Raw genomic sequence first — 17,599 nt, forward strand, 5'->3', positions numbered from 1 at the left:
TATATTAATTAAGAATTTATTATCATGAAGCGATACTATAAAAGCAAGCGAATCAATTAACGTAAGTTGTAGAGTATTTGAATTTTAATGATTGATTGAACCAACAAACTCCCGTAACACTTTGAAAATACATCAAGTAAGAAAAAAATATTTAACTACTAATTGAAATTGGATAAGCTCGATAAGAATGTAAACTTGTTTCATGTATTACCCTTCAACAAGTGCATCATATACAAGCACTTCATCATTATACTCTACCAAAATGATGAATGGGGCATCACCTTTCTCGTATTGATCATCGGTTGTATATAATTTAGTACCTTTTGGTAGTTTGCTTGCGTATAAATTCCTAAACCACCACTTATTTGTTGAACGTTTTTTAATTTCCCCGATAAATTCACCATGTTCAATATTATATTTAGATGAAATATCTTCTTGCTTATTCTTTACGTATATCAGATTATCTAGTTTGATGATATCTGCATCAGGATTATCATCTAAAATTTCTCTAGCAGTGGGATTACCGAAACCGAGATTGACATATATGAAATATCCAATTAAACAAAGTGTAACGATGCTGATTAAGAAGATTATTTTCTTCATAAACTATTCACTACCTTTCCAAGGATTTTTGACCTGTCACAAATTATTTTAATCTTACCTTTCGACTCTCTCAACCCGTATCTATACTTCAAATTTGCGAAATCCAACCGATATTATCCATAGTAGAAACATACTAAGGACGTATTATTGTCAAATAATTGTCCAAATAACTGTTTAGTAAACTTAGAATACTCCGATATAATTATAGGACTAAGGTATCAACTCCGATCGAATTATTCTATCAATGAAGATCGGATTTTATATATACATAGCTTTTAATCAACCAATTCATCAATCGGGGGAGAGTACATGAAAAAGAAATACCGGTTTGGACTTCGTAAAAAATTAATGTTTTTTACAACTGCTTTAGCAATTATTACATATTCAATGAGCGCTTTGTTCCTTTATGTAGTCTATGATTACGTTACTCAATATTGGGCAGTTTCCATGGAAATATTTACGACGTTAACTTTATTGGCAGGGGTTATTTGGTCAGGAATTCTTGCTTTCTTTGCTGCTCGATTCATTACAAAGCCACTTGAAAAATTGGAACATGCAGCCTCAGAAGCTGCCAATGGACAACTAAACCAAGAAATTGATATTCATTCGTCAGATGATGAGATTAGAGCATTGGGGCAGGCCTTTGATCAGATGCTGACAAATCTAAGAGATACCGTCACGAATATTGATACACATTTTGACCATACGAATGATACGGTTATTAAGATGAAATCTATTTCACAAGAATTGGCGACTTATTCTAATACGATTCGTTCAGCTACTGATGAAATTGCCAGTGGATCTGAAAGTTCAGCAGAAGCAATCCAACAAACAGTGGAATCGGTTGAGCGGATTACTAATCTTGCAGAAAATGTTCAAGAGAAAGCTTCTACATCAAGAAACAAGTCTCGTTCGATGTTAAATACCCTGCAAAATGGTAAATTGGTCGTTAATCAATTAGTTGACGGCATTCAGCAATTAACGGAGAATCAAGAGCTGTCCTTAACGGATGTCAATCGATTAAAAGATAATACGAAGCAAGTAGAAACGATCATTACGATGGTTGGCGATATTGCTGAACAAACGAACTTACTTGCACTGAATGCGTCGATTGAAGCGGCAAGAGCAGGGGAACACGGTAAAGGGTTTGCCGTTGTTGCTGAAGAAATCCGTAAGCTCGCAGATCAAAGTGCTGAAGCTGTTAAAAACATCTCAAAATTAATTGCAGCGATTCAAAAAGATGTTAGTAATGTCGTTGTCCGAATTAATGAAAATGTAGAGACAGCAAGAGCTGAATCTGAAAATGGTGTTAAAACAAATCGAGCGATTGAAGAAGTTGCCGATTCTGTCGAAGAAATCGCAACAGAGATTGACGCCATTTCTGAATTAGTTAATGAACAGTTGGAGGCCATCCAATCAACAGCAGCACAATCACAAGAGGTTGCTGCAGTCGCAGAGGAAACATCAGCTGGAACGGAAGAAGTCAATGCCTCGATTCAAGAGCAAGCCAGCACTATTGAAAATGTGAATCATTTTGCAAATGAATTGGAGAACCAAGCTCAAAGCTTAAATAAACAGATTCAACGATTTCGGTTAAAATAGGTATGCTAAAAGTAAATTAATAATCTAAATGCTAATATAATCAAAAAATGACCACCAAATCTGTATGATTGGTGGTCATTCTTTACTATTATTTTCCGATAAACTGTTGTGTCCAGTGATTACCTTGTTCTACATAACCAACGCCGATGTGCGTGAAGTTGCCATTTAAAATGTTGGCACGGTGATCTTCACTGTTCATCCAAGCATTGACGACTTGCTGTGGCGTACGCTGTCCTTTAGCGATATTTTCACCAGCTGTACGATAGTCAACACCAAATTGTTTCATCATGTCAAATGGTGAACCGTACGTTGGGCTATTGTGTGAAAAATAATTATTTGTCGCCATATCACGAGATTTTTCACGAGCAACTTTGCTCAATTCTGTATCGATTTTCAATGGTTGCAAACCATGTTTACTTCTCTCTTCATTCGTCAATTGAACGACTTGTTGTTCAAACTCATTCAATTCATTAGTTGTTTGTTCAGGTTGCTCTTGTTTTTGCTCCGTCACTTCTTCTTTAACTGGTGTTTCTTCGACTTGTTGTTCTTTCTCAACCTCTTTTTCAGGTGCTTTCTCTTGCTCTTTTTCTGGAGCTTTTTCAATTTCCTTCTCTTGTTCTTTTTCTACTTCTTTTTTAGGTTGCTCTTTTTTAGGCTGCTCAGGTGCAGGCTGTTTTTCTGACTTTGGCTCATTAGCTTTATTGTCAGATGGCTTTTGTTCTTTTTGATCTTGTTGATTTACGTCTTTCTGATCTTGGTTGCTTTGCCATTTATATGGGCTAAAGATTTTTTTCCACCAGTCATTACCTGAGAAATAGTCTGACCAACCGTTAAAAGAATAGAAGACTTTATATGAGAAATTCTGTTGTACTTGTGTTTGATCGGACGTCGCTGCTGATGCAGAAGATGCAAACACTCCGCCAAACAGAATAGTTAAAGCAATCGCTAGAATACTAATTTTTTTCTTCATGTGTGCTTTACACTCCTTTGGGTTGTTTTTTGTTGCAACATCATCATAGCATGCGTTTTTCTGTCATATTTGTGGCACAAATTACCTGTTTAATAGGCAATTCTGTGGAAAAGTGCATAACCTTTATGTAGCAAGGAGTTGACAAACTGGTGAGATTTTCTTGATTGGTTAATAGAAGTACAGCAGGAAACTTTTACATAGATTTATATGTTGACAGATTTTAAAAAACGTCTTTTGTTACAAAAACAGCCTAAATGTAATGAAAATGTTACTTGATTTCATCGTTGAATTTAAGGAGAAGGGCATCTCATTCAAAGTGGGTTGATAGAAAGGGATGCTGTAGATTCCAGTCTTCAACAGTTATGTAATTAAACAACAAAAAAGCACCGACCGGAGTCAGTGCTACAATTAAATATATTTTATTCTTTCATCCTTGGAAATACTAAAATCATTTTCGTGATCAAGAAAAAGTAAATGAGAAGAGGCAGTAAATTAATCCAGACCGTCTCAATTTGAAAAATACGAAATATGAGGTAAATAATCATAGGAATTGTTAAGGCGAACGCAGTCATTTTCCACAATTGTTGATAGGCTAGTTTTCTATGTAAAAAGTTACGTATGATGACGGCGATTCCGGACAAAACCGATAAACCAATTACGACGAACAGAAAAATCGTTGCTGGATAAAGGATGATCAGCTGAATAAAATACAACTCTCTTGGCATTCCAAAATAGTCCACTTCCTTATATGATGTGAACGCATGGAAAATATCAGGGAGTACTAAAATAAAAGTGAAAATCAACGCATAAACCATAGTATCTCTCATACTAACTCGGTTTAAACGAAATAGTGCTGCTTTATTTGGTAATTGAATACTATTTTTAACATTTGTTAAGAAATTCACGGCTGTTCCTCCGGCAATCTTTAGCTGCGTTTAAAAAATTCTTCTGCTGCTTTCAGGTATTTTTCTTCATCAGGCATCATATCAAAATCCTCAACAATTGCACTGACCGGGCATACAGATAGACATGCACCACAATTGATACAGATTTCAGGATCGATATAATATTGATCTGGACCTTTTTCTATACAATCGACAGGACAAACCTCTACACATTCACCTGCCATTTCATCTTGGCAAGGCGCAGTAATAACAAAAGCCATTATCTATTCCTCCAATGTTGACTACTCAAAAATGTTCTTCATTCATTATAATGAAAATTGTTCAATTACAAAAGCTTTCCGTTTCAAATTAATTATGATTAATCTCACTAGGGAAGGGAAATAAGTAAAAAAGAGCTACGAAAAAAGGGGTATGTTAATGAACATCTATACAGTTGGTCACTCTGTTCATAGCCAAGATTTTTTTCTGAAGATGTTGTTCTATGCTAATATTGATTTCGTTGCAGATGTTCGAGCCTTCCCAGGTAGTCGAAAGTTCCCTCATTTTAAAAAAGAACGAATGGAACAATGGCTACCAGAATCATCAATTGCCTATCAACACTTTTCCCTTCTTGGGGGAAGACGAACGAAATCGAGGTCTTTTCAAGAAGAATTGAATGAGGGGTGGAACAACCAATCCTTTCACAACTATGCGGACTATACATTAACCGAAGATTTTTTAGAAGGAGTTAACGAACTTCAACATGTAGCAAAAAAACACAACCTTGTTTATTTTTGTTCAGAACGACATCCATCACGATGTCACCGCTTACTAATCAGTAACTGGCTTCAAGTGAATGGGTGGAATGTGTTTCATATCATTGACAATTCCAAAAGCGAAATCGAACTTGTTGAGCATGAATTAGGGCGCTGGGGAGCAATGCCAATCATCGAAGCAGACGGTTCTGTTGTTTATCCAAAGCTCAACTCATAAAAATGCCCACCTTCACTGTGAAGGTGGGCATTTAAATGTTATTTATTTTTCTTCTTTAATTGCGCTCTGTACTTCGTCAACGATATCTTTCGTCTGTTGATTTCTAGCTAAGTCACCTGTTGACACAACACCTTTTAACTCATCATTTTCAACGACGAATAAGCGTTTTACTTGATGACTCTCCATTTGTTGAACGCCTTCATGAACATCTGTATCAGGTGAAGCACTAATGACCTTGCTTGTCATAATTTCACTAACTTCCGTATTATCTGGATTCTTTCCTTCAGCCAAACCGCGAGTGACGATATCACGATCGGTTACAACACCTTTAAGTTTATTACCTTCCAATACGGGAAGATCTCCGATATCATTATTTTTCATTTCTTTTGCTGTCGCCGTAAGGTTATCTGTTGCATCTGCAGCAATTACGGTATCTGTCATCACTTCTTTAAGCATTGGCATGTGGAAAACCTCCTTAGGTGAAATTTTTATGCCTCTAAACTTTCGGGCTTGTTCATCCCACACTAATATTATTTCCTGAAAAAGTCGTATTAAAACTAGTTAATTTGTACAGTATGTGACTATAATTAAAAATTCATAAACCCTTCAAATACTTCATTAAACGACCGACGATGGATATGTTAAATTAAACATAGGAACATAGATCACTGAAATCAATGGAGGGAAAAGCAAATGAACATAAAACGTTTCATCGTATTGACCTTATTAGTTCTTGTATTAGCTGCTTGTTCAAGTAATGATAAGGAAGAGGAAAAAGAACACGCTAATCATTCAAATGAATCAGATGAATTAACAGCATTGGAAGTAGAAGTAGATATTCCGGAGCAAGTTGAAGTAGGGGAAACGGTTGAGCTGAAAGCATTGGTTACTTATGGAGAAGAGGATGTAACTGATGCAGAAGAGATGAACTTCGAGTACTGGAAAAAAGGAAATAAAGATAATAGTGAGACCGTCGAAACAACGAATAATGGAGACGGTAGCTATACGGTAGAAGTTACGTTTGAAGAAAAAGGCGTATATGAGATGTTTGCACATACGACTGCAAAGGGTCAACATAATATGCCACAAGCATCGATTACTGTTGGGGATGTCGAAGAATAATAACAGGTGGATTTTAAGCAATCTTCAAAACAATTGAAGATTGCTTTTTTATTAGAAAGTTAGTTTATTGTAATCTTTCGTGTTATTGAAATTAAAAACGATTATGAATACTATATATGAATCTATATAATGAAATTAATGATAAATAGGAAAGAAGGATTTCATAATGGTATGTTTCCCTGAATTTTTTAAGCAATTCCCTGTTTTTTCTGATTTAACAAACAGTGAATTAAATGAAGTGGCCGAGATTTCTAACCACCGGATTTTCCCGAAAGGCACAAATATTTTTATTGAGGGGGAAGAAAGGAAAGCTGTTTATTTTATTTTGTCTGGATTAGTAAAAGTATATAAAGTAAATGAAAAAGGACAAGAGCAAGTCATTTCTTTCTTACATTCAGATGAAATGTTTCCTCATGTAGGTTTTTTTGATGAAACACCCTATCCGGCAACGGCAGTCACGATTAACCAGGTTGATTTGCTCTCTATCCCCATTGAAGAATTTGAAATATTAATGCTTCGTAAACCAGAGATTTCAATAAAAGTGATGCGAGTGATGGGGAAAAAATTGTTAGAAATGCAGAACCGGATACAGTCGATTACTACTCAAAGTGTTTTTTCACGCATCATCAGCACATTGTTGAGATTTTCAAAGGAATTGGGTGAGCAACAAGAAGACGGAACAATCATAATACGTATGCCAATGACCAATACGGATCTCGCTAGTTTAATTGGTGTGACGCGAGAATCGGTCAATCGTACATTGAACCGATTAAAAAAAGAGGGGATTGTTACTCATAATCGTAAGGAAATTAGCATTTTGGATGAAAAGAAACTGATTGATTATACATAAAATGTTTTATGGCGTTGAGGTAGTAGTAGAGTGAAAGGTCTATAAGAGACTATCAAATATAACGCATAAAAACAAAAATCGAACGGCTATCCATCAGATAGTCGTTCGGTTCTTTTATTAATTATTTATTTAAATGAATTGCGATTCTCTAAAAATTCTTTATTTGTAATATCAGTAACAAACATATGGCCTGGTGAGTGGGTGATCATAAATGGGACTTTGCTTTTTACTGCAGCCATTTGAGGCGTCACCCCACAAGCCCAAAAGACAGGTTCTTCATCGTCTTCTATTTTGACCGTATCTCCGAAGTCAGGCCGTTCAATTGCTTCGATTCCAATTTGATTTGGGTCACCGATATGAATAGGCGCCCCATGCATGTTTGGATAGTTTGCTGTAATTTGACGAGCTTTTTCAATCAAATTCCTTTTAATTGGTCGCATCGAGACGACGAGAGGTCCATGGAATTTTCCAGCTGGTGTTGTCGGAATAGATGTCGTATACATGGCGACATTCTTTCCTTCTTTAATATGTCTTAACGAAATTCCAGCATCAAGCAATGTTTTTTCAAATGTAAAGCTACAGCCGATTAAAAAGGTCACCAAGTCACTTTTCCAAAGAGATTCAATAGAGCTTAGTTCTCGATCGACTTTCCCATCATGATAAATTCGGTATCTCGGCACATCTGTCCGAACATCTGAACCATTCGCCAAGTTCGACTCTACTTCACCTGGTTCTAAGACATCGATGATCGGGCATGATTTTGGATTCCGGTAAGCAAATAGAAAAAAATCAAAAGCGTATTCTATTGGTAAAATAACAACATTTGCTTGAACAAAATCTTCACAATGTCCGGAAGTTGTTTGATCAAATTCACCATTTCGAATTTTTTCTCTTAATAATTTCGGATAATCTCTCACGACCAAAACGCCCCCATTTAAATGATAATGATAGCGTATCTTTAAAAATATAGTTAGTCAATCACGGTTAATTGTCATAAGTTTGTATGTTGAAACCTCCAGTTGGATGCCATTCAGCAAAATAAACATTGTCTACCTCAATCTCTTTCTCTTTTAGTTGCTCAAGCAACCATTCCTTCGTTTGACCGGCAGCTTCCAGGTCCCGTTCACTAATGTCTCCTTCTTCGATAAGTAAATAACTCGGATGATTTTGTTCAAAATCGTCCAGTATTTCATCTTTATCTACTTGGTCATATCTCGCTTTTGGAATGACACTGACTAAACCACTTGTTTCTAATATGGCATATTGTACCTGTTCTATAGAGAAAATACCTTGCATGCGTAAAAGCGTGCGAAGTTGTTCTGTTTCTAACTTCGCTTTCTCTACATTTTTAATATTTAACTTTCCATCCTTAATGAGTGTGATAGCACGACCTTTAACAATAGGACGTAATTTATCGTATTTAACGAGTAAAGTTTCAATTGCCCAAATTAAAAAAGCCCATAGTGCAAGTGCAAAAATAATATGATAAAATTTAGCTTGGTCTTCGTAAATTGATTCTTCGATGATTCCACCTAATATTAGTGCATACACAAAGTCTAAAGGTGTTACTTGGGAAAGCTCTTTTCTACCAAGCAATCGGGTTATAATGACGATACCGACCAAGCCGATAATTAATGATACGGCAATTGTTTGAAACATCATTGACTTATCCTCCTTTTCTCTAGTCGCATTAACAGTACCCGAGTAAGCGACCAAGCAAACATTAAAAGCAATTTGTAGCGATTTTAGATGAATTGCAGCTGCTTTAAAATAAATAGGAATAGGAAGGAGTCAACCATGAAGGTCATTGTCATCGGTGACACGCACATGCCTAAAAAAGCAGAAGGACTGCCAAAACGACTTGTTTCTAAATTGAACCAAGCAGACCTAATTATACATACAGGAGATTGGTCATCACTTGATGTTTACGAAGAATTGAGTCGGTTTGCTGAAGTAAAAGGAGTCAGGGGCAATGTTGATGACGCTGAAATAGTAGAGCGCTTTCCTCAGAAATTACTTCTGACTGTAAAAGGCTTTCGTATAGGTGTAATCCATGGAGATGGTACAACGGGAACGACAGAAAAGAGAGCTTTAAATGCATTTAAAGATGACGATGTAGACGTTGTGTTATTCGGTCACTCGCACATACCGTATCTTCGTTATCATCAAAAAACATTATTGATTAACCCGGGTTCACCAACGGACAAACGAAGAGTTCCTGTAAATTCTTTTGTTGTTTTAACGATAGAAGAGACGATTGAACCATCATTTAAATTCTTTCATTCTTAATCAAATAATGGAAATAGTTTTTACTTTTCACTTCCAAAAGTCTGTATTACAATCAATCACAAGGTCTGAATCAAAAAAAGAGAGGAGTAGACCAATGCAACAAGAGAAACGAAAAGGCTTTTTTCAACGTTTTTTAGATCGCATTGAAAAAACGGGGAATAAGCTACCACATCCAATTACACTTTTTGGGATCTTAGCCCTTATTGTCATTATTCTTTCTGCTGTTGTCTCAAGCCTAGGAATTAGCGTCGAGCATCCTGGTAAAGAAGGAGAAATGGTAGAAGTCACCAACTTATTAAGTAAAGAAGGAGTCCGCTACTTATTTGACAGTATGGTGGACAACTTCATCGGATTTGCTCCATTAGGTGTAGTCCTTGCGACAATGCTTGGAATTGGTCTCGCTGAGCGCACAGGGTTGATTAGTGTGTTGCTTCGTGGATTTGTCATGGCGATTCCAAATTCATTGATTACAGCAGGTTTAGTGTTTGCAGGTATTATGTCTAGTGTCGCAGTAGATGCTGGGTATGTCGTATTACCTCCATTAGGTGCGGTTATATTTGCTGCGCTCGGTCGTCACCCATTAGCAGGTATTAGTGCGGCTTTCGCAGGTGTATCAGCAGGTTTCAGTGCCAACTTAACCTTGTCATCACTCGATGCTTTGCTCAGTGAATTGACTACATCAGCAGCAAGTATTATCGATCCTGCTTACGCGGAACAAATGAACATTGCCATGAACTGGTGGTTTATCATTGCATCTGCATTCTTCCTGACCATTGTAGGTGCATGGGTAACTGAAAAAATCGTTGAACCTCGATTAGGTAAATATGACGGTGGATATCAAGGCGAAATCGAAAAGCTTACAGCGACGGAGAAGAAAGGAATAAAATGGGCGGGTCTATCTGTTTTAATAACAGCTATCTTATTAGCTTTGCTCGTTGCATTCCCGAATGCTCCTCTTCGTGCAGATGACGGCGGTATTATTGACTCGCCATTTATGAGCTCTTTAGTACCAGTTATTTTAATATTATTTTTCGTACCTGGACTATTCTATGGTATTGCAACGAAATCGATTAAAAGTGACAAAGATGTTGCTGACCAATTGACGGATACGATGGCGACAATGGGTATGTTTATCGTATTGGCATTCACGGCTGGTCAATTCGTTGCATACTTCAGTGAGTCCAACATGGGACTTGTTTTAGGGGTATACGGAGCTGAATTTTTAGATACGATTAACTTAAGTGGTATCCCACTGATTATCACCTTTGTGATTATCGTTGGTTTTCTTAACTTATTCATCGGAAGTGCGACAGCTAAATGGGCTATGATTGCACCAATTTTCGTTCCGATGATGATGCAATTGGGTTATTCACCAGAATTGACCCAAATGGCCTATCGTATTGCCGATTCGACTACAAATATTATCACGCCATTAATGACATACTTTGCGTTAATTATCGCATTTGCACAGAAATATGATAAGAAAATGGGTATTGGTACATTAATCTCAGTCATGCTACCTTACTCTATCGCTTTCTTAATTTCTTGGACAATCATGTTAATTGTTTGGATGTTATTAGGAATTGATTTAGGACCAGGCGCACCAATTATATATAATCCATAGATTTTATGAAGAGAGACCTCATATATCATGGGGTCTCTTTTATTTGGTTTCATTCGATCAAAACAGTGTTCATTCAACGCGTAATTAGAATAAAAAGTATTTTTCTATAAAAAATTTTACAAAATCTTATATAGCTGATTTTTAGAAGATATGATATATTTGTAAAATAGTTGATTCAATTACATAGGGGGAACGACGATGAGAAAGTCTATGATTTCAATCATCACACTCGTCTTATTAGCCGTTATTTTGGTTGCTTGCTCAGATGATGCGGAAGAGTCTCAAAATGAAAACGATGATGGTTGGAGTGAAAGTCCTGTTTTTGAAGTAGGAGAGTATGAGGTAATCGGAAAAGAAGAGCGTTTAGCTATTGATCACATTCCTTTTGTTGCAGGAGAAAATGAACAATATGTCATGTACTTCTGGGGCGAACAGGAAGAATTAATGAATGGTCCCGTAAAAATAGAAGCATTCCATGAAGATGATGAGGAAAAAAAGAAAGCCATCGTTGACTTGGCCGGAACTGAGAACGAAGAAAAAATATGGGAAGCAACTGCACCGCAAATTGGTAAGGAGCAAGCTCACTTACCTTTAGTGTTGTCATTACCGACTGAAGGTGTTTGGCGTTTAGATGTTTATCTGGGCGATGAAATGTTTGATCATATTTATGTGAAGGTTCAAGCGAGTGAGGAAGCTTAATTGATAACCACGGCCATTTAGGTTGTGGTTTTTCTTTGGGGTGAGTTTAGATGAAAAATGATGGGGAGTTTTTTGTTTACATGCTTCGTTGTAAAGACGGATCTCTATATACGGGTTATACCGTTGACTTGCAAAATAGGTTGAAATTACACCAAGTCGGTAAAGCTTCTAAATATACTCGCTCAAGGGGACCTGTTGAATTAGTTTATTTAGAACAGCTTGCCACAAAGAGTGAGGCAATGAAAAAAGAAGCTAATGTGAAAAAACTGAAAAAGAATGAAAAAGAAGACTTGATTGCTTCATTAACGAATCAGCTTGTGAATGAAAAAGGAAGATTTACCACTCTTAAAGATTGATCGGATGAAAATAGTTACTTATCAACTAAAATTATCGGTTTGTCCGTGTATGAAGTGGGGAACTGGTTACAGAATATGCTTGAAAGGAGAATATCACTTGAATGCAGTAGAAGACGTACTTAATGATATTATTGGTTTTGGAAACACAATTTTTTGGGATTATATTTTAATCTACTTACTTATAGGTGCGGGTCTTTATTTCACCCTAGGAACTAAATTTGTTCAGTTCCGCTTATTTGGCAATATGTTTAAGGTTATTACGGAGGAGGCCGTTGAACAAAGTGGACGGCGGGGAATTAACGCTTTCCAAGCTTTCAGTATCACGATCGCTTCCAGGGTCGGGACAGGTAACCTGGCAGGTGTTGCACTTGCGGTTGCCATCGGTGGTCCAGGGGCTGTTTTTTGGATGTGGATGGTTGCGTTAGTCGGAATGGCAACAGCATTCATTGAAAGTACACTGGCACAAGCATATAAAATTCCTGATAAAGACGGATTTCGTGGAGGGCCAGCTTATTATATGCAAATGGCTCTTGGTCAGAGATGGATGGGTGTATTATTTTCCATCTTAATCATTATCACTTTCGGATTAATCTTTAACTCAGTACAAGCGAATACAATTTCGCAAGCTGTTGATCAAGCCTTTAACATTGATCCAATGTGGACAGGATTCGTTCTCGTTGCGTTAGCTGGTATAGTTATTTTCGGAGGAATAAAACGGATTGCAACCGTTGCAGGGGCAATTGTTCCGTTCATGGCATTTATTTATATACTGGTTGCCCTATACGTAGTGATCACGAACATAACAGAAGTACCTGCCGTATTCTCACTAATTTTTAAAGATGCATTTGGATTAGAGCAAGCCTTTGGTGGTGGTGCCGGAGCTGCAATCATGTATGGAATTCGTAGAGGTCTATTCTCTAACGAAGCAGGTATGGGTAGTGCACCAAACGCAGCGGCAACAGTTGGTGTCAGCCATCCTGCAAAGCAAGGTTTAGTTCAATCTTTAGCTGTATTTTTCGATACAATTGTTATTTGTAGTTTTACGGCATTTATCGTTATCCTTTACGATAATTTCTATGGCGCTTCAGAAGATGGTATTCAATTGACACAGGTAGCACTTGATGCTCATATCGGGGCATTCGGTTCCATTTTCTTGGCAATCATCATCTTTTTCTTTGCCTTCAGTTCATTAGTTGGGAACTACTATTATGGTGAAACGAATATCGCATTTCTTAAAAACAATCCGATCATGTTAAATATTTATCGTGTCATCGTTTTAGGAATGATCATGTTTGGTTCCTTGGCTTCTGTACAAATCGTATGGAATATGGCTGACTTGTTTATGGCGTTAATGGCAGTTGTTAACTTAATCGCTATTTTATTATTGGGAAGAGTTGCTTTCCGAATCTTACAAGATTATGTTGATCAGAAGAAAGAAGGAATCGATCCACAATTCCACTACTCTCGTATCAAAGGATTAAAGAATGTAGAGTGGTGGGGAATGCAAGATGAAAAAAATCAACCTCCAAAATAGGTCTCAACGCCGTTTTCGGCAATTGAGCAATCCATTAGGTCATCGAGAACAAATCTCGATGACCTTTTCATTTCCTGGGCAGCCCATTCGGTCGTCGAGAGTGTGTCTCGATGACTTTTTGAACATTCAAGCATCACATTTTGTCGTCGAGAATGTGTCTCGATGACCTTTTCACCACCCAAGCAGTGCATTTTGTCTTTGAGAACGCATCTCGATGACCTTTTCACCATCCAAGCAGTGCATTTTGTCGTTGAGAACGCATCTCGAAGACCTTTTCACCATCCAAGCAGTACATTTTGTCGTCGAGAATGTATCTCGATGACATTTTCGTCAAAGAAAGTTAACGGTAACTCCTTTATCTTAAAAATGATAGATCGAATTTAATGACACATATATCGGTTCCATTCAAAGTTTACATTAAAAAATCAGCCGAGCTTTATGCAGTTCGGCTGATTAGTTTAATTTTACAACCATTCTTCTGCCCACTCTTGTGTACAACGAATGACTGGTTCCATTGCTTTTCCTTTATCTGTTAACGTATATTCGACACGTACAGGTGTTTCGTCATAAACTTTACGCTGAACGATTCCTTCTTTTTCTAGTTCTTTCAAGCGTTCAGACAATACTCTACCACTTATGCCAATCGAGGATTCGAATTCGCAAAAGCGTTTTGGGCTCTCAAGGAGTTGATAAATGATTAATGTAACCCAACGTTTCCCCATCAATGTTAATGCTTTTTCAACTTTATCGCATACGGCTGAATCTGCCATGAAAATCACCTCTTTTTTATAGTATACAAAATATAAGTAAAAAAATAAACTAAACAAACTTACTTGACGCAAGTGTATATCTAAAGTATACTAACTTACATAAAGTAATTAAATAATTTTTAGGAGGAATAAATATGTCAAACATTTTATTAGATCAACCGCATAGTTCCATTAACTTTCAGGTGAAACACATGATGGTATCAAAAGCGAAAGGTGAATTCAGAGACTTCGATATTCAAGTTGATGGTGATATTAACGACTTAGAAAATATAAGTATTGAAGCAGTCATTCAAACAGATTCAATTGATACGAGTCAGGCTGATCGTGATGCACATTTAAAATCAGAAGATTTCTTTGATGCAGAAACTTATCCGACGATTAAATTTGTAAGTAAATCCATGAAAAAAGTAAGTGGAGATACGTACGAGCTAACTGGTGATGTGACAATGAAAGGTGTTACAAACGAAGAAACTTTCACTGTAAACTTCAACGGTCAAGGAAAAGAACCAATGCAAGGTAATACAATTGCTGGTTTCGATTTCACTGGTACGATCAACCGTGAAGCTTATGGCTTGAGCTGGAACGCAGCACTTGAAACAGGTGGCGTACTAGTTGGTAAAGATGTTAAAGTAAATGGCGAAATTGAGTTAATCATCAAATAAACGAAGATAAAACAAATCCCAGATTGAGAAAAGTTATTTTCCAATCTGGGTTTTTTTATATGTCATTCTTTTCATTCAATCAAAGAGCTAACGTAATCCCTTTTCTTCCAATATCTCAATTAATAAATCCGGCCGGTCTGTGATGATTCCATCTACACCTGCATCAACCATTTGCCTCATCGTTAATTCATCATTAATCGTCCAATAATGAATATCCATTCCAAGTCTTCTAGCTCCATCCATCATTTCTTTTGTAAAGAAATTGAAGTATTTATTTGCTCGTGGAAGTTGGATTACATCACCTGTTGGTTGAAATAGGTTACGTAAAAAGAATTTATGTGCAATCGTAAAGTTAAATACTACTTCTCGGCCAGTTCCAAGAGCTACCTGCCCTTTAGCTAAGGCATCAAACCGATTAATGATCTTTTGATTGAACGACGAAACCATCACTTGATCATGCATTTCATATTCTTCAATAATAGCCCAAAGCTTTTCAACAATTTCTTGGTGAACTTCAGCAGGGTTTGTATGTTTGACCTCAAGCATATAATTCATCTCCGGATAGCGTTCAAATACTTCGCGAAGCGTCGGTTTGTAAACACCGATCCCTTTGAATGCATACTCTCCCTCTGTATTTTGAAAATGATAACCAGCATCTAACGCTAAAAATTCTTCTAATGTATAATCTGCAACATATCCTGTGCCATCTGTCGTTCTGTCAACTGTAGGATCATGAGCGAGAACGATTTCACCATCTTTTGTGATGTGCAAGTCGACTTCAATCATATCGACACCCATTTCAGAAGACATTTTAATAGCGGTCATCGTATTGCCAGGAGCGATTTGATCACCTGCTCTGTGAGCAATAACCATTGGCCCTCCACGTTCATCATTTTTAAAAAAAGGATGCTGATCAATCGGTTTTACGGGTAAATAATTTAATGCAATAAAAACGACTACAACACCCAATAGTATGAGCGAAAATTTATTTAATCTGATTTTCGTCTGCTGTTTCATCGTCAGTTCCACCTTTAGGTAATCAAAAAACTATACTTTATCCATACCTTTTAATGAAGGTCATATAACATCAAGATGATAACTTGTGAAATTGTTAACGTTTTGAAATAAAAGTTGTAGAAATATCTCTATAAAGAATTCTTTGCTGTTCTCGTGTAAATTATATCAGTTTTCTTTATAATAGAAATTAGAGGAGGTTATTGTTATGCAGAATGAAGTAATTGAATATTTAAAGAAACATCGTGAAAAGCATTTAAGTGAACTGAAGGATTTTTTATCTATTCAAAGTATAAGTGCGTTGTCATCTCATAATGAAGATGTCAAAAAGGCAGCAGAATGGGTGAAGAAAGAATTAGGAAACATCGGCTTTGCTCACGCTGAAATTATGTCTACTGATGGCCATCCGGTTGTTTATGGTGAGTACATAAGCGATGTGAACGCTCCAACCGTACTTGTATATGGACATTATGATGTTCAACCTGTCGACCCTGTAGAATTATGGGATTCAGAACCATTTGACGCGACTATTCGTGATGATAAAATTTATGCCCGCGGTGCTACAGATGACAAAGGACAAGTATTCATGCATTTAAAGGTCATGGAAGCGATCTTGAAAACATCTGATAAAGCCCCTGTGAACTTCAAGGTACTGATTGAAGGAGAAGAAGAAGTCGGCAGTCCGAACTTACCGAAATTTGCCCAAGAGAAAAAGGATCTGCTCGAAGCGGATTTAATTGTCGTATCTGATTCCGCACTCGTGGAAAGAGGTAAACCGACGATTACGTATGGCTTAAGAGGTCTAGCAGGTATTCAAATCGATGTGACAGGTGCGAAAAGTGACTTGCACTCAGGTGAATACGGTGGAGGCGTCGTCAATCCAATTCATGCACTTGTAAAAATTGTCGACAGCTTCCGAGATGAAAAAAATCGAATCCAAGTCGAAGGTTTCTATGACCGAGTTCCAGAATTATCTCAGGAAGAACGGGATGCACTTGCGTCTGTTCCATTTGATGAAGAAAAATTGAAAAATGAATTGAATGTTCCTGAGTTAGATGGTGAAGAAGGTTATAGCTATGTCGAGCGGACTTCTGTTCGACCGACACTTGAGGTAAACGGGATTTATGGTGGTTTCCAAGGTGAAGGCATCAAAACCGTTTTGCCGAATAAAGCTACCGCAAAAGTTACCTGTCGTCTAGTCCCTGACCAAGATCCAGATGAGATTGTCGAGTTATTGGCTAATCACGTAGAAAAACATACACCGAATGGAGTTCATGTAGACATTAAACCATTCGATAAAGGAAAGCCGTATGTCACACCATTTGATCATCCGGTTATCAAAATGGCAGCAGAAGCTTATGAGAAAGTGTATCAAGCTGAAACGGCTTATATTCGAGGTGGCGGTTCAATTCCAATCGTAGCTGAGTTAGATGAAATTTTAAACGTACCCGTTGTGTTAATGGGCTTCGGCTTACCAGATGAGAACTTACATGCTCCAAATGAGCATTTAAACCTTGAGAATTTCGATAAAGGTATGGAGACATTGGCCCATTATTATTATATGTTAAACGATTATAAAGGTTAATATTTAGCTCTAATGAAAACCGTGCGGCAAATTTGATGCTGT

The 17,599-nt window shown here is 37.1% G+C and carries 20 protein-coding genes; 11 read left to right on the plus strand and 9 right to left on the minus strand.

Going from position 1 to position 17,599, the window contains the following annotated elements; all coding sequences use genetic code 11:
- Window positions 1-207 precede the first annotated feature (207 nt).
- Window positions 208-603 (minus strand): hypothetical protein, encoded by a 396-nt coding sequence (locus KC820_RS04815; protein ID WP_212368707.1) that lies wholly within the window; start codon window positions 601-603, stop codon window positions 208-210.
- A gap of 309 nt (window positions 604-912) precedes the next feature.
- Between KC820_RS04815 and KC820_RS04820 the strand changes: the two genes are divergently transcribed.
- Entirely contained in the window at window positions 913-2,205 is a 1,293-nt protein-coding gene (locus tag KC820_RS04820) for a methyl-accepting chemotaxis protein (protein ID WP_212368711.1), read from the plus strand.
- An 88-nt stretch (window positions 2,206-2,293) separates the two neighbouring features.
- Here the strand turns inward: KC820_RS04820 and KC820_RS04825 are convergent, their stop codons facing one another.
- The 3 genes from KC820_RS04825 to KC820_RS04835 all read right to left on the minus strand — a co-directional run bounded on the left by KC820_RS04825 (window position 2,294) and on the right by KC820_RS04835 (window position 4,340).
- Window positions 2,294-3,175, minus strand: coding sequence for a CAP domain-containing protein (locus tag KC820_RS04825; protein ID WP_212368714.1), 882 nt, complete (start codon window positions 3,173-3,175; stop codon window positions 2,294-2,296).
- 419 nt (window positions 3,176-3,594) lie between these two features.
- Window positions 3,595-4,080, minus strand: coding sequence for a DUF1189 family protein (locus KC820_RS13515; RefSeq protein WP_212368716.1), 486 nt, complete (start codon window positions 4,078-4,080; stop codon window positions 3,595-3,597).
- Window positions 4,081-4,100: 20 nt separating this feature from the next.
- Window positions 4,101-4,340: a DUF362 domain-containing protein gene (locus KC820_RS04835; protein WP_144088539.1), complete on the minus strand. Its 240-nt coding sequence runs from the start codon at window positions 4,338-4,340 to the stop codon at window positions 4,101-4,103.
- A 157-nt stretch (window positions 4,341-4,497) separates the two neighbouring features.
- Here KC820_RS04835 and KC820_RS04840 point away from each other — a divergent pair, with 157 nt between their 5' ends.
- Entirely contained in the window at window positions 4,498-5,052 is a 555-nt protein-coding gene (locus KC820_RS04840) for a DUF488 domain-containing protein (protein WP_212368719.1), read from the plus strand.
- A gap of 42 nt (window positions 5,053-5,094) precedes the next feature.
- On the opposite strand, the gene KC820_RS04845 is transcribed toward KC820_RS04840, so the two are convergent.
- Window positions 5,095-5,514 carry a CBS domain-containing protein gene (locus KC820_RS04845; RefSeq protein ID WP_212368722.1) on the minus strand — a complete coding sequence of 140 codons (420 nt, stop codon included), beginning with the start codon at window positions 5,512-5,514 and terminating at the stop codon, window positions 5,095-5,097.
- 231 nt (window positions 5,515-5,745) lie between these two features.
- Between KC820_RS04845 and KC820_RS04850 the strand changes: the two genes are divergently transcribed.
- Together KC820_RS04850 and KC820_RS04855 are read left to right on the plus strand one after the other, a co-directional pair.
- Entirely contained in the window at window positions 5,746-6,174 is a 429-nt protein-coding gene (locus KC820_RS04850; RefSeq protein WP_236782529.1) for a FixH family protein, read from the plus strand.
- A gap of 166 nt (window positions 6,175-6,340) precedes the next feature.
- On the plus strand, window positions 6,341-7,024 hold the full coding sequence (locus KC820_RS04855) for a Crp/Fnr family transcriptional regulator (RefSeq protein ID WP_212368725.1): 684 nt from the start codon (window positions 6,341-6,343) through the stop codon (window positions 7,022-7,024).
- A 125-nt stretch (window positions 7,025-7,149) separates the two neighbouring features.
- Here the strand turns inward: KC820_RS04855 and KC820_RS04860 are convergent, their stop codons facing one another.
- Together KC820_RS04860 and KC820_RS04865 are read right to left on the minus strand one after the other, a co-directional pair.
- Complete coding sequence (locus KC820_RS04860) at window positions 7,150-7,941, minus strand: putative hydro-lyase (RefSeq protein WP_336511018.1); 792 nt, start codon at window positions 7,939-7,941, stop codon at window positions 7,150-7,152.
- Between the two features lie 67 nt (window positions 7,942-8,008).
- Window positions 8,009-8,686, minus strand: a complete 678-nt coding sequence (locus tag KC820_RS04865) for a DUF421 domain-containing protein (RefSeq protein WP_212368731.1) — start codon at window positions 8,684-8,686, stop codon at window positions 8,009-8,011.
- Window positions 8,687-8,821: 135 nt separating this feature from the next.
- Here KC820_RS04865 and KC820_RS04870 point away from each other — a divergent pair, with 135 nt between their 5' ends.
- The 5 genes from KC820_RS04870 to KC820_RS04890 all read left to right on the plus strand — a co-directional run bounded on the left by KC820_RS04870 (window position 8,822) and on the right by KC820_RS04890 (window position 13,526).
- A complete protein-coding gene (locus KC820_RS04870; protein WP_212368734.1) occupies window positions 8,822-9,313 on the plus strand; it encodes a metallophosphoesterase family protein in 492 nt (163 codons plus the stop codon).
- Window positions 9,314-9,407: 94 nt separating this feature from the next.
- Window positions 9,408-10,937: an AbgT family transporter gene (locus KC820_RS04875; protein WP_212368737.1), complete on the plus strand. Its 1,530-nt coding sequence runs from the start codon at window positions 9,408-9,410 to the stop codon at window positions 10,935-10,937.
- Window positions 10,938-11,135: 198 nt separating this feature from the next.
- Window positions 11,136-11,636, plus strand: a complete 501-nt coding sequence (locus KC820_RS04880) for a DUF4871 domain-containing protein (protein ID WP_212368739.1) — start codon at window positions 11,136-11,138, stop codon at window positions 11,634-11,636.
- A gap of 50 nt (window positions 11,637-11,686) precedes the next feature.
- The gene (locus KC820_RS04885; protein WP_212368742.1) at window positions 11,687-11,992 is read left to right on the plus strand and encodes a GIY-YIG nuclease family protein; all 306 of its coding nucleotides are present in this window, start codon (window positions 11,687-11,689) and stop codon (window positions 11,990-11,992) included.
- On the plus strand, window positions 11,958-13,526 hold the full coding sequence (locus KC820_RS04890) for an alanine/glycine:cation symporter family protein (protein ID WP_236782530.1): 1,569 nt from the start codon (window positions 11,958-11,960) through the stop codon (window positions 13,524-13,526). Before KC820_RS04885 ends, KC820_RS04890 begins: the two co-directional genes overlap by 35 nt.
- Before the next feature lie 464 nt (window positions 13,527-13,990).
- Here the strand turns inward: KC820_RS04890 and KC820_RS04895 are convergent, their stop codons facing one another.
- Complete coding sequence (locus tag KC820_RS04895; protein WP_144088640.1) at window positions 13,991-14,296, minus strand: winged helix-turn-helix transcriptional regulator; 306 nt, start codon at window positions 14,294-14,296, stop codon at window positions 13,991-13,993.
- A 134-nt stretch (window positions 14,297-14,430) separates the two neighbouring features.
- Here KC820_RS04895 and KC820_RS04900 point away from each other — a divergent pair, with 134 nt between their 5' ends.
- Window positions 14,431-14,958, plus strand: coding sequence for a YceI family protein (locus tag KC820_RS04900; protein ID WP_212368744.1), 528 nt, complete (start codon window positions 14,431-14,433; stop codon window positions 14,956-14,958).
- A gap of 87 nt (window positions 14,959-15,045) precedes the next feature.
- Here the strand turns inward: KC820_RS04900 and KC820_RS04905 are convergent, their stop codons facing one another.
- The gene (locus tag KC820_RS04905; protein ID WP_212368747.1) at window positions 15,046-15,975 is read right to left on the minus strand and encodes a glycerophosphodiester phosphodiesterase family protein; all 930 of its coding nucleotides are present in this window, start codon (window positions 15,973-15,975) and stop codon (window positions 15,046-15,048) included.
- Between the two features lie 205 nt (window positions 15,976-16,180).
- Here KC820_RS04905 and KC820_RS04910 point away from each other — a divergent pair, with 205 nt between their 5' ends.
- Window positions 16,181-17,557, plus strand: coding sequence for a dipeptidase (locus tag KC820_RS04910; RefSeq protein ID WP_212368751.1), 1,377 nt, complete (start codon window positions 16,181-16,183; stop codon window positions 17,555-17,557).
- The last annotated feature ends 42 nt before the right edge of the window (window positions 17,558-17,599 follow it).

It is taken from the genome of Allobacillus saliphilus (genome assembly GCF_018138385.1).
Lineage (GTDB): Bacteria > Bacillota > Bacilli > Bacillales > Alkalibacillaceae > Allobacillus > Allobacillus saliphilus.

What these genes read in the sequence shown, in the direction of transcription:
- KC820_RS04815 (WP_212368707.1), bottom strand. Translation starts at nt 603, where the DNA reads ATGAAGAAAATAATCTTCTTAATCAGCATCGTTACACTTTGTTTAATT.
- KC820_RS04820 (WP_212368711.1), top strand. Translation starts at nt 913, where the DNA reads ATGAAAAAGAAATACCGGTTTGGACTTCGTAAAAAATTAATGTTTTTT.
- KC820_RS04825 (WP_212368714.1), bottom strand. Translation starts at nt 3,175, where the DNA reads ATGAAGAAAAAAATTAGTATTCTAGCGATTGCTTTAACTATTCTGTTT.
- KC820_RS04835 (WP_144088539.1), bottom strand. Translation starts at nt 4,340, where the DNA reads ATGGCTTTTGTTATTACTGCGCCTTGCCAAGATGAAATGGCAGGTGAA.
- KC820_RS04840 (WP_212368719.1), top strand. Translation starts at nt 4,498, where the DNA reads ATGAACATCTATACAGTTGGTCACTCTGTTCATAGCCAAGATTTTTTT.
- KC820_RS04845 (WP_212368722.1), bottom strand. Translation starts at nt 5,514, where the DNA reads ATGCCAATGCTTAAAGAAGTGATGACAGATACCGTAATTGCTGCAGAT.
- KC820_RS04850 (WP_236782529.1), top strand. Translation starts at nt 5,746, where the DNA reads ATGAACATAAAACGTTTCATCGTATTGACCTTATTAGTTCTTGTATTA.
- KC820_RS04855 (WP_212368725.1), top strand. Translation starts at nt 6,341, where the DNA reads ATGGTATGTTTCCCTGAATTTTTTAAGCAATTCCCTGTTTTTTCTGAT.
- KC820_RS04865 (WP_212368731.1), bottom strand. Translation starts at nt 8,686, where the DNA reads ATGATGTTTCAAACAATTGCCGTATCATTAATTATCGGCTTGGTCGGT.
- KC820_RS04870 (WP_212368734.1), top strand. Translation starts at nt 8,822, where the DNA reads ATGAAGGTCATTGTCATCGGTGACACGCACATGCCTAAAAAAGCAGAA.
- KC820_RS04875 (WP_212368737.1), top strand. Translation starts at nt 9,408, where the DNA reads ATGCAACAAGAGAAACGAAAAGGCTTTTTTCAACGTTTTTTAGATCGC.
- KC820_RS04880 (WP_212368739.1), top strand. Translation starts at nt 11,136, where the DNA reads ATGAGAAAGTCTATGATTTCAATCATCACACTCGTCTTATTAGCCGTT.
- KC820_RS04885 (WP_212368742.1), top strand. Translation starts at nt 11,687, where the DNA reads ATGAAAAATGATGGGGAGTTTTTTGTTTACATGCTTCGTTGTAAAGAC.
- KC820_RS04890 (WP_236782530.1), top strand. Translation starts at nt 11,958, where the DNA reads ATGAAAAAGGAAGATTTACCACTCTTAAAGATTGATCGGATGAAAATA.
- KC820_RS04895 (WP_144088640.1), bottom strand. Translation starts at nt 14,296, where the DNA reads ATGGCAGATTCAGCCGTATGCGATAAAGTTGAAAAAGCATTAACATTG.
- KC820_RS04900 (WP_212368744.1), top strand. Translation starts at nt 14,431, where the DNA reads ATGTCAAACATTTTATTAGATCAACCGCATAGTTCCATTAACTTTCAG.
- KC820_RS04905 (WP_212368747.1), bottom strand. Translation starts at nt 15,975, where the DNA reads ATGAAACAGCAGACGAAAATCAGATTAAATAAATTTTCGCTCATACTA.
- KC820_RS04910 (WP_212368751.1), top strand. Translation starts at nt 16,181, where the DNA reads ATGCAGAATGAAGTAATTGAATATTTAAAGAAACATCGTGAAAAGCAT.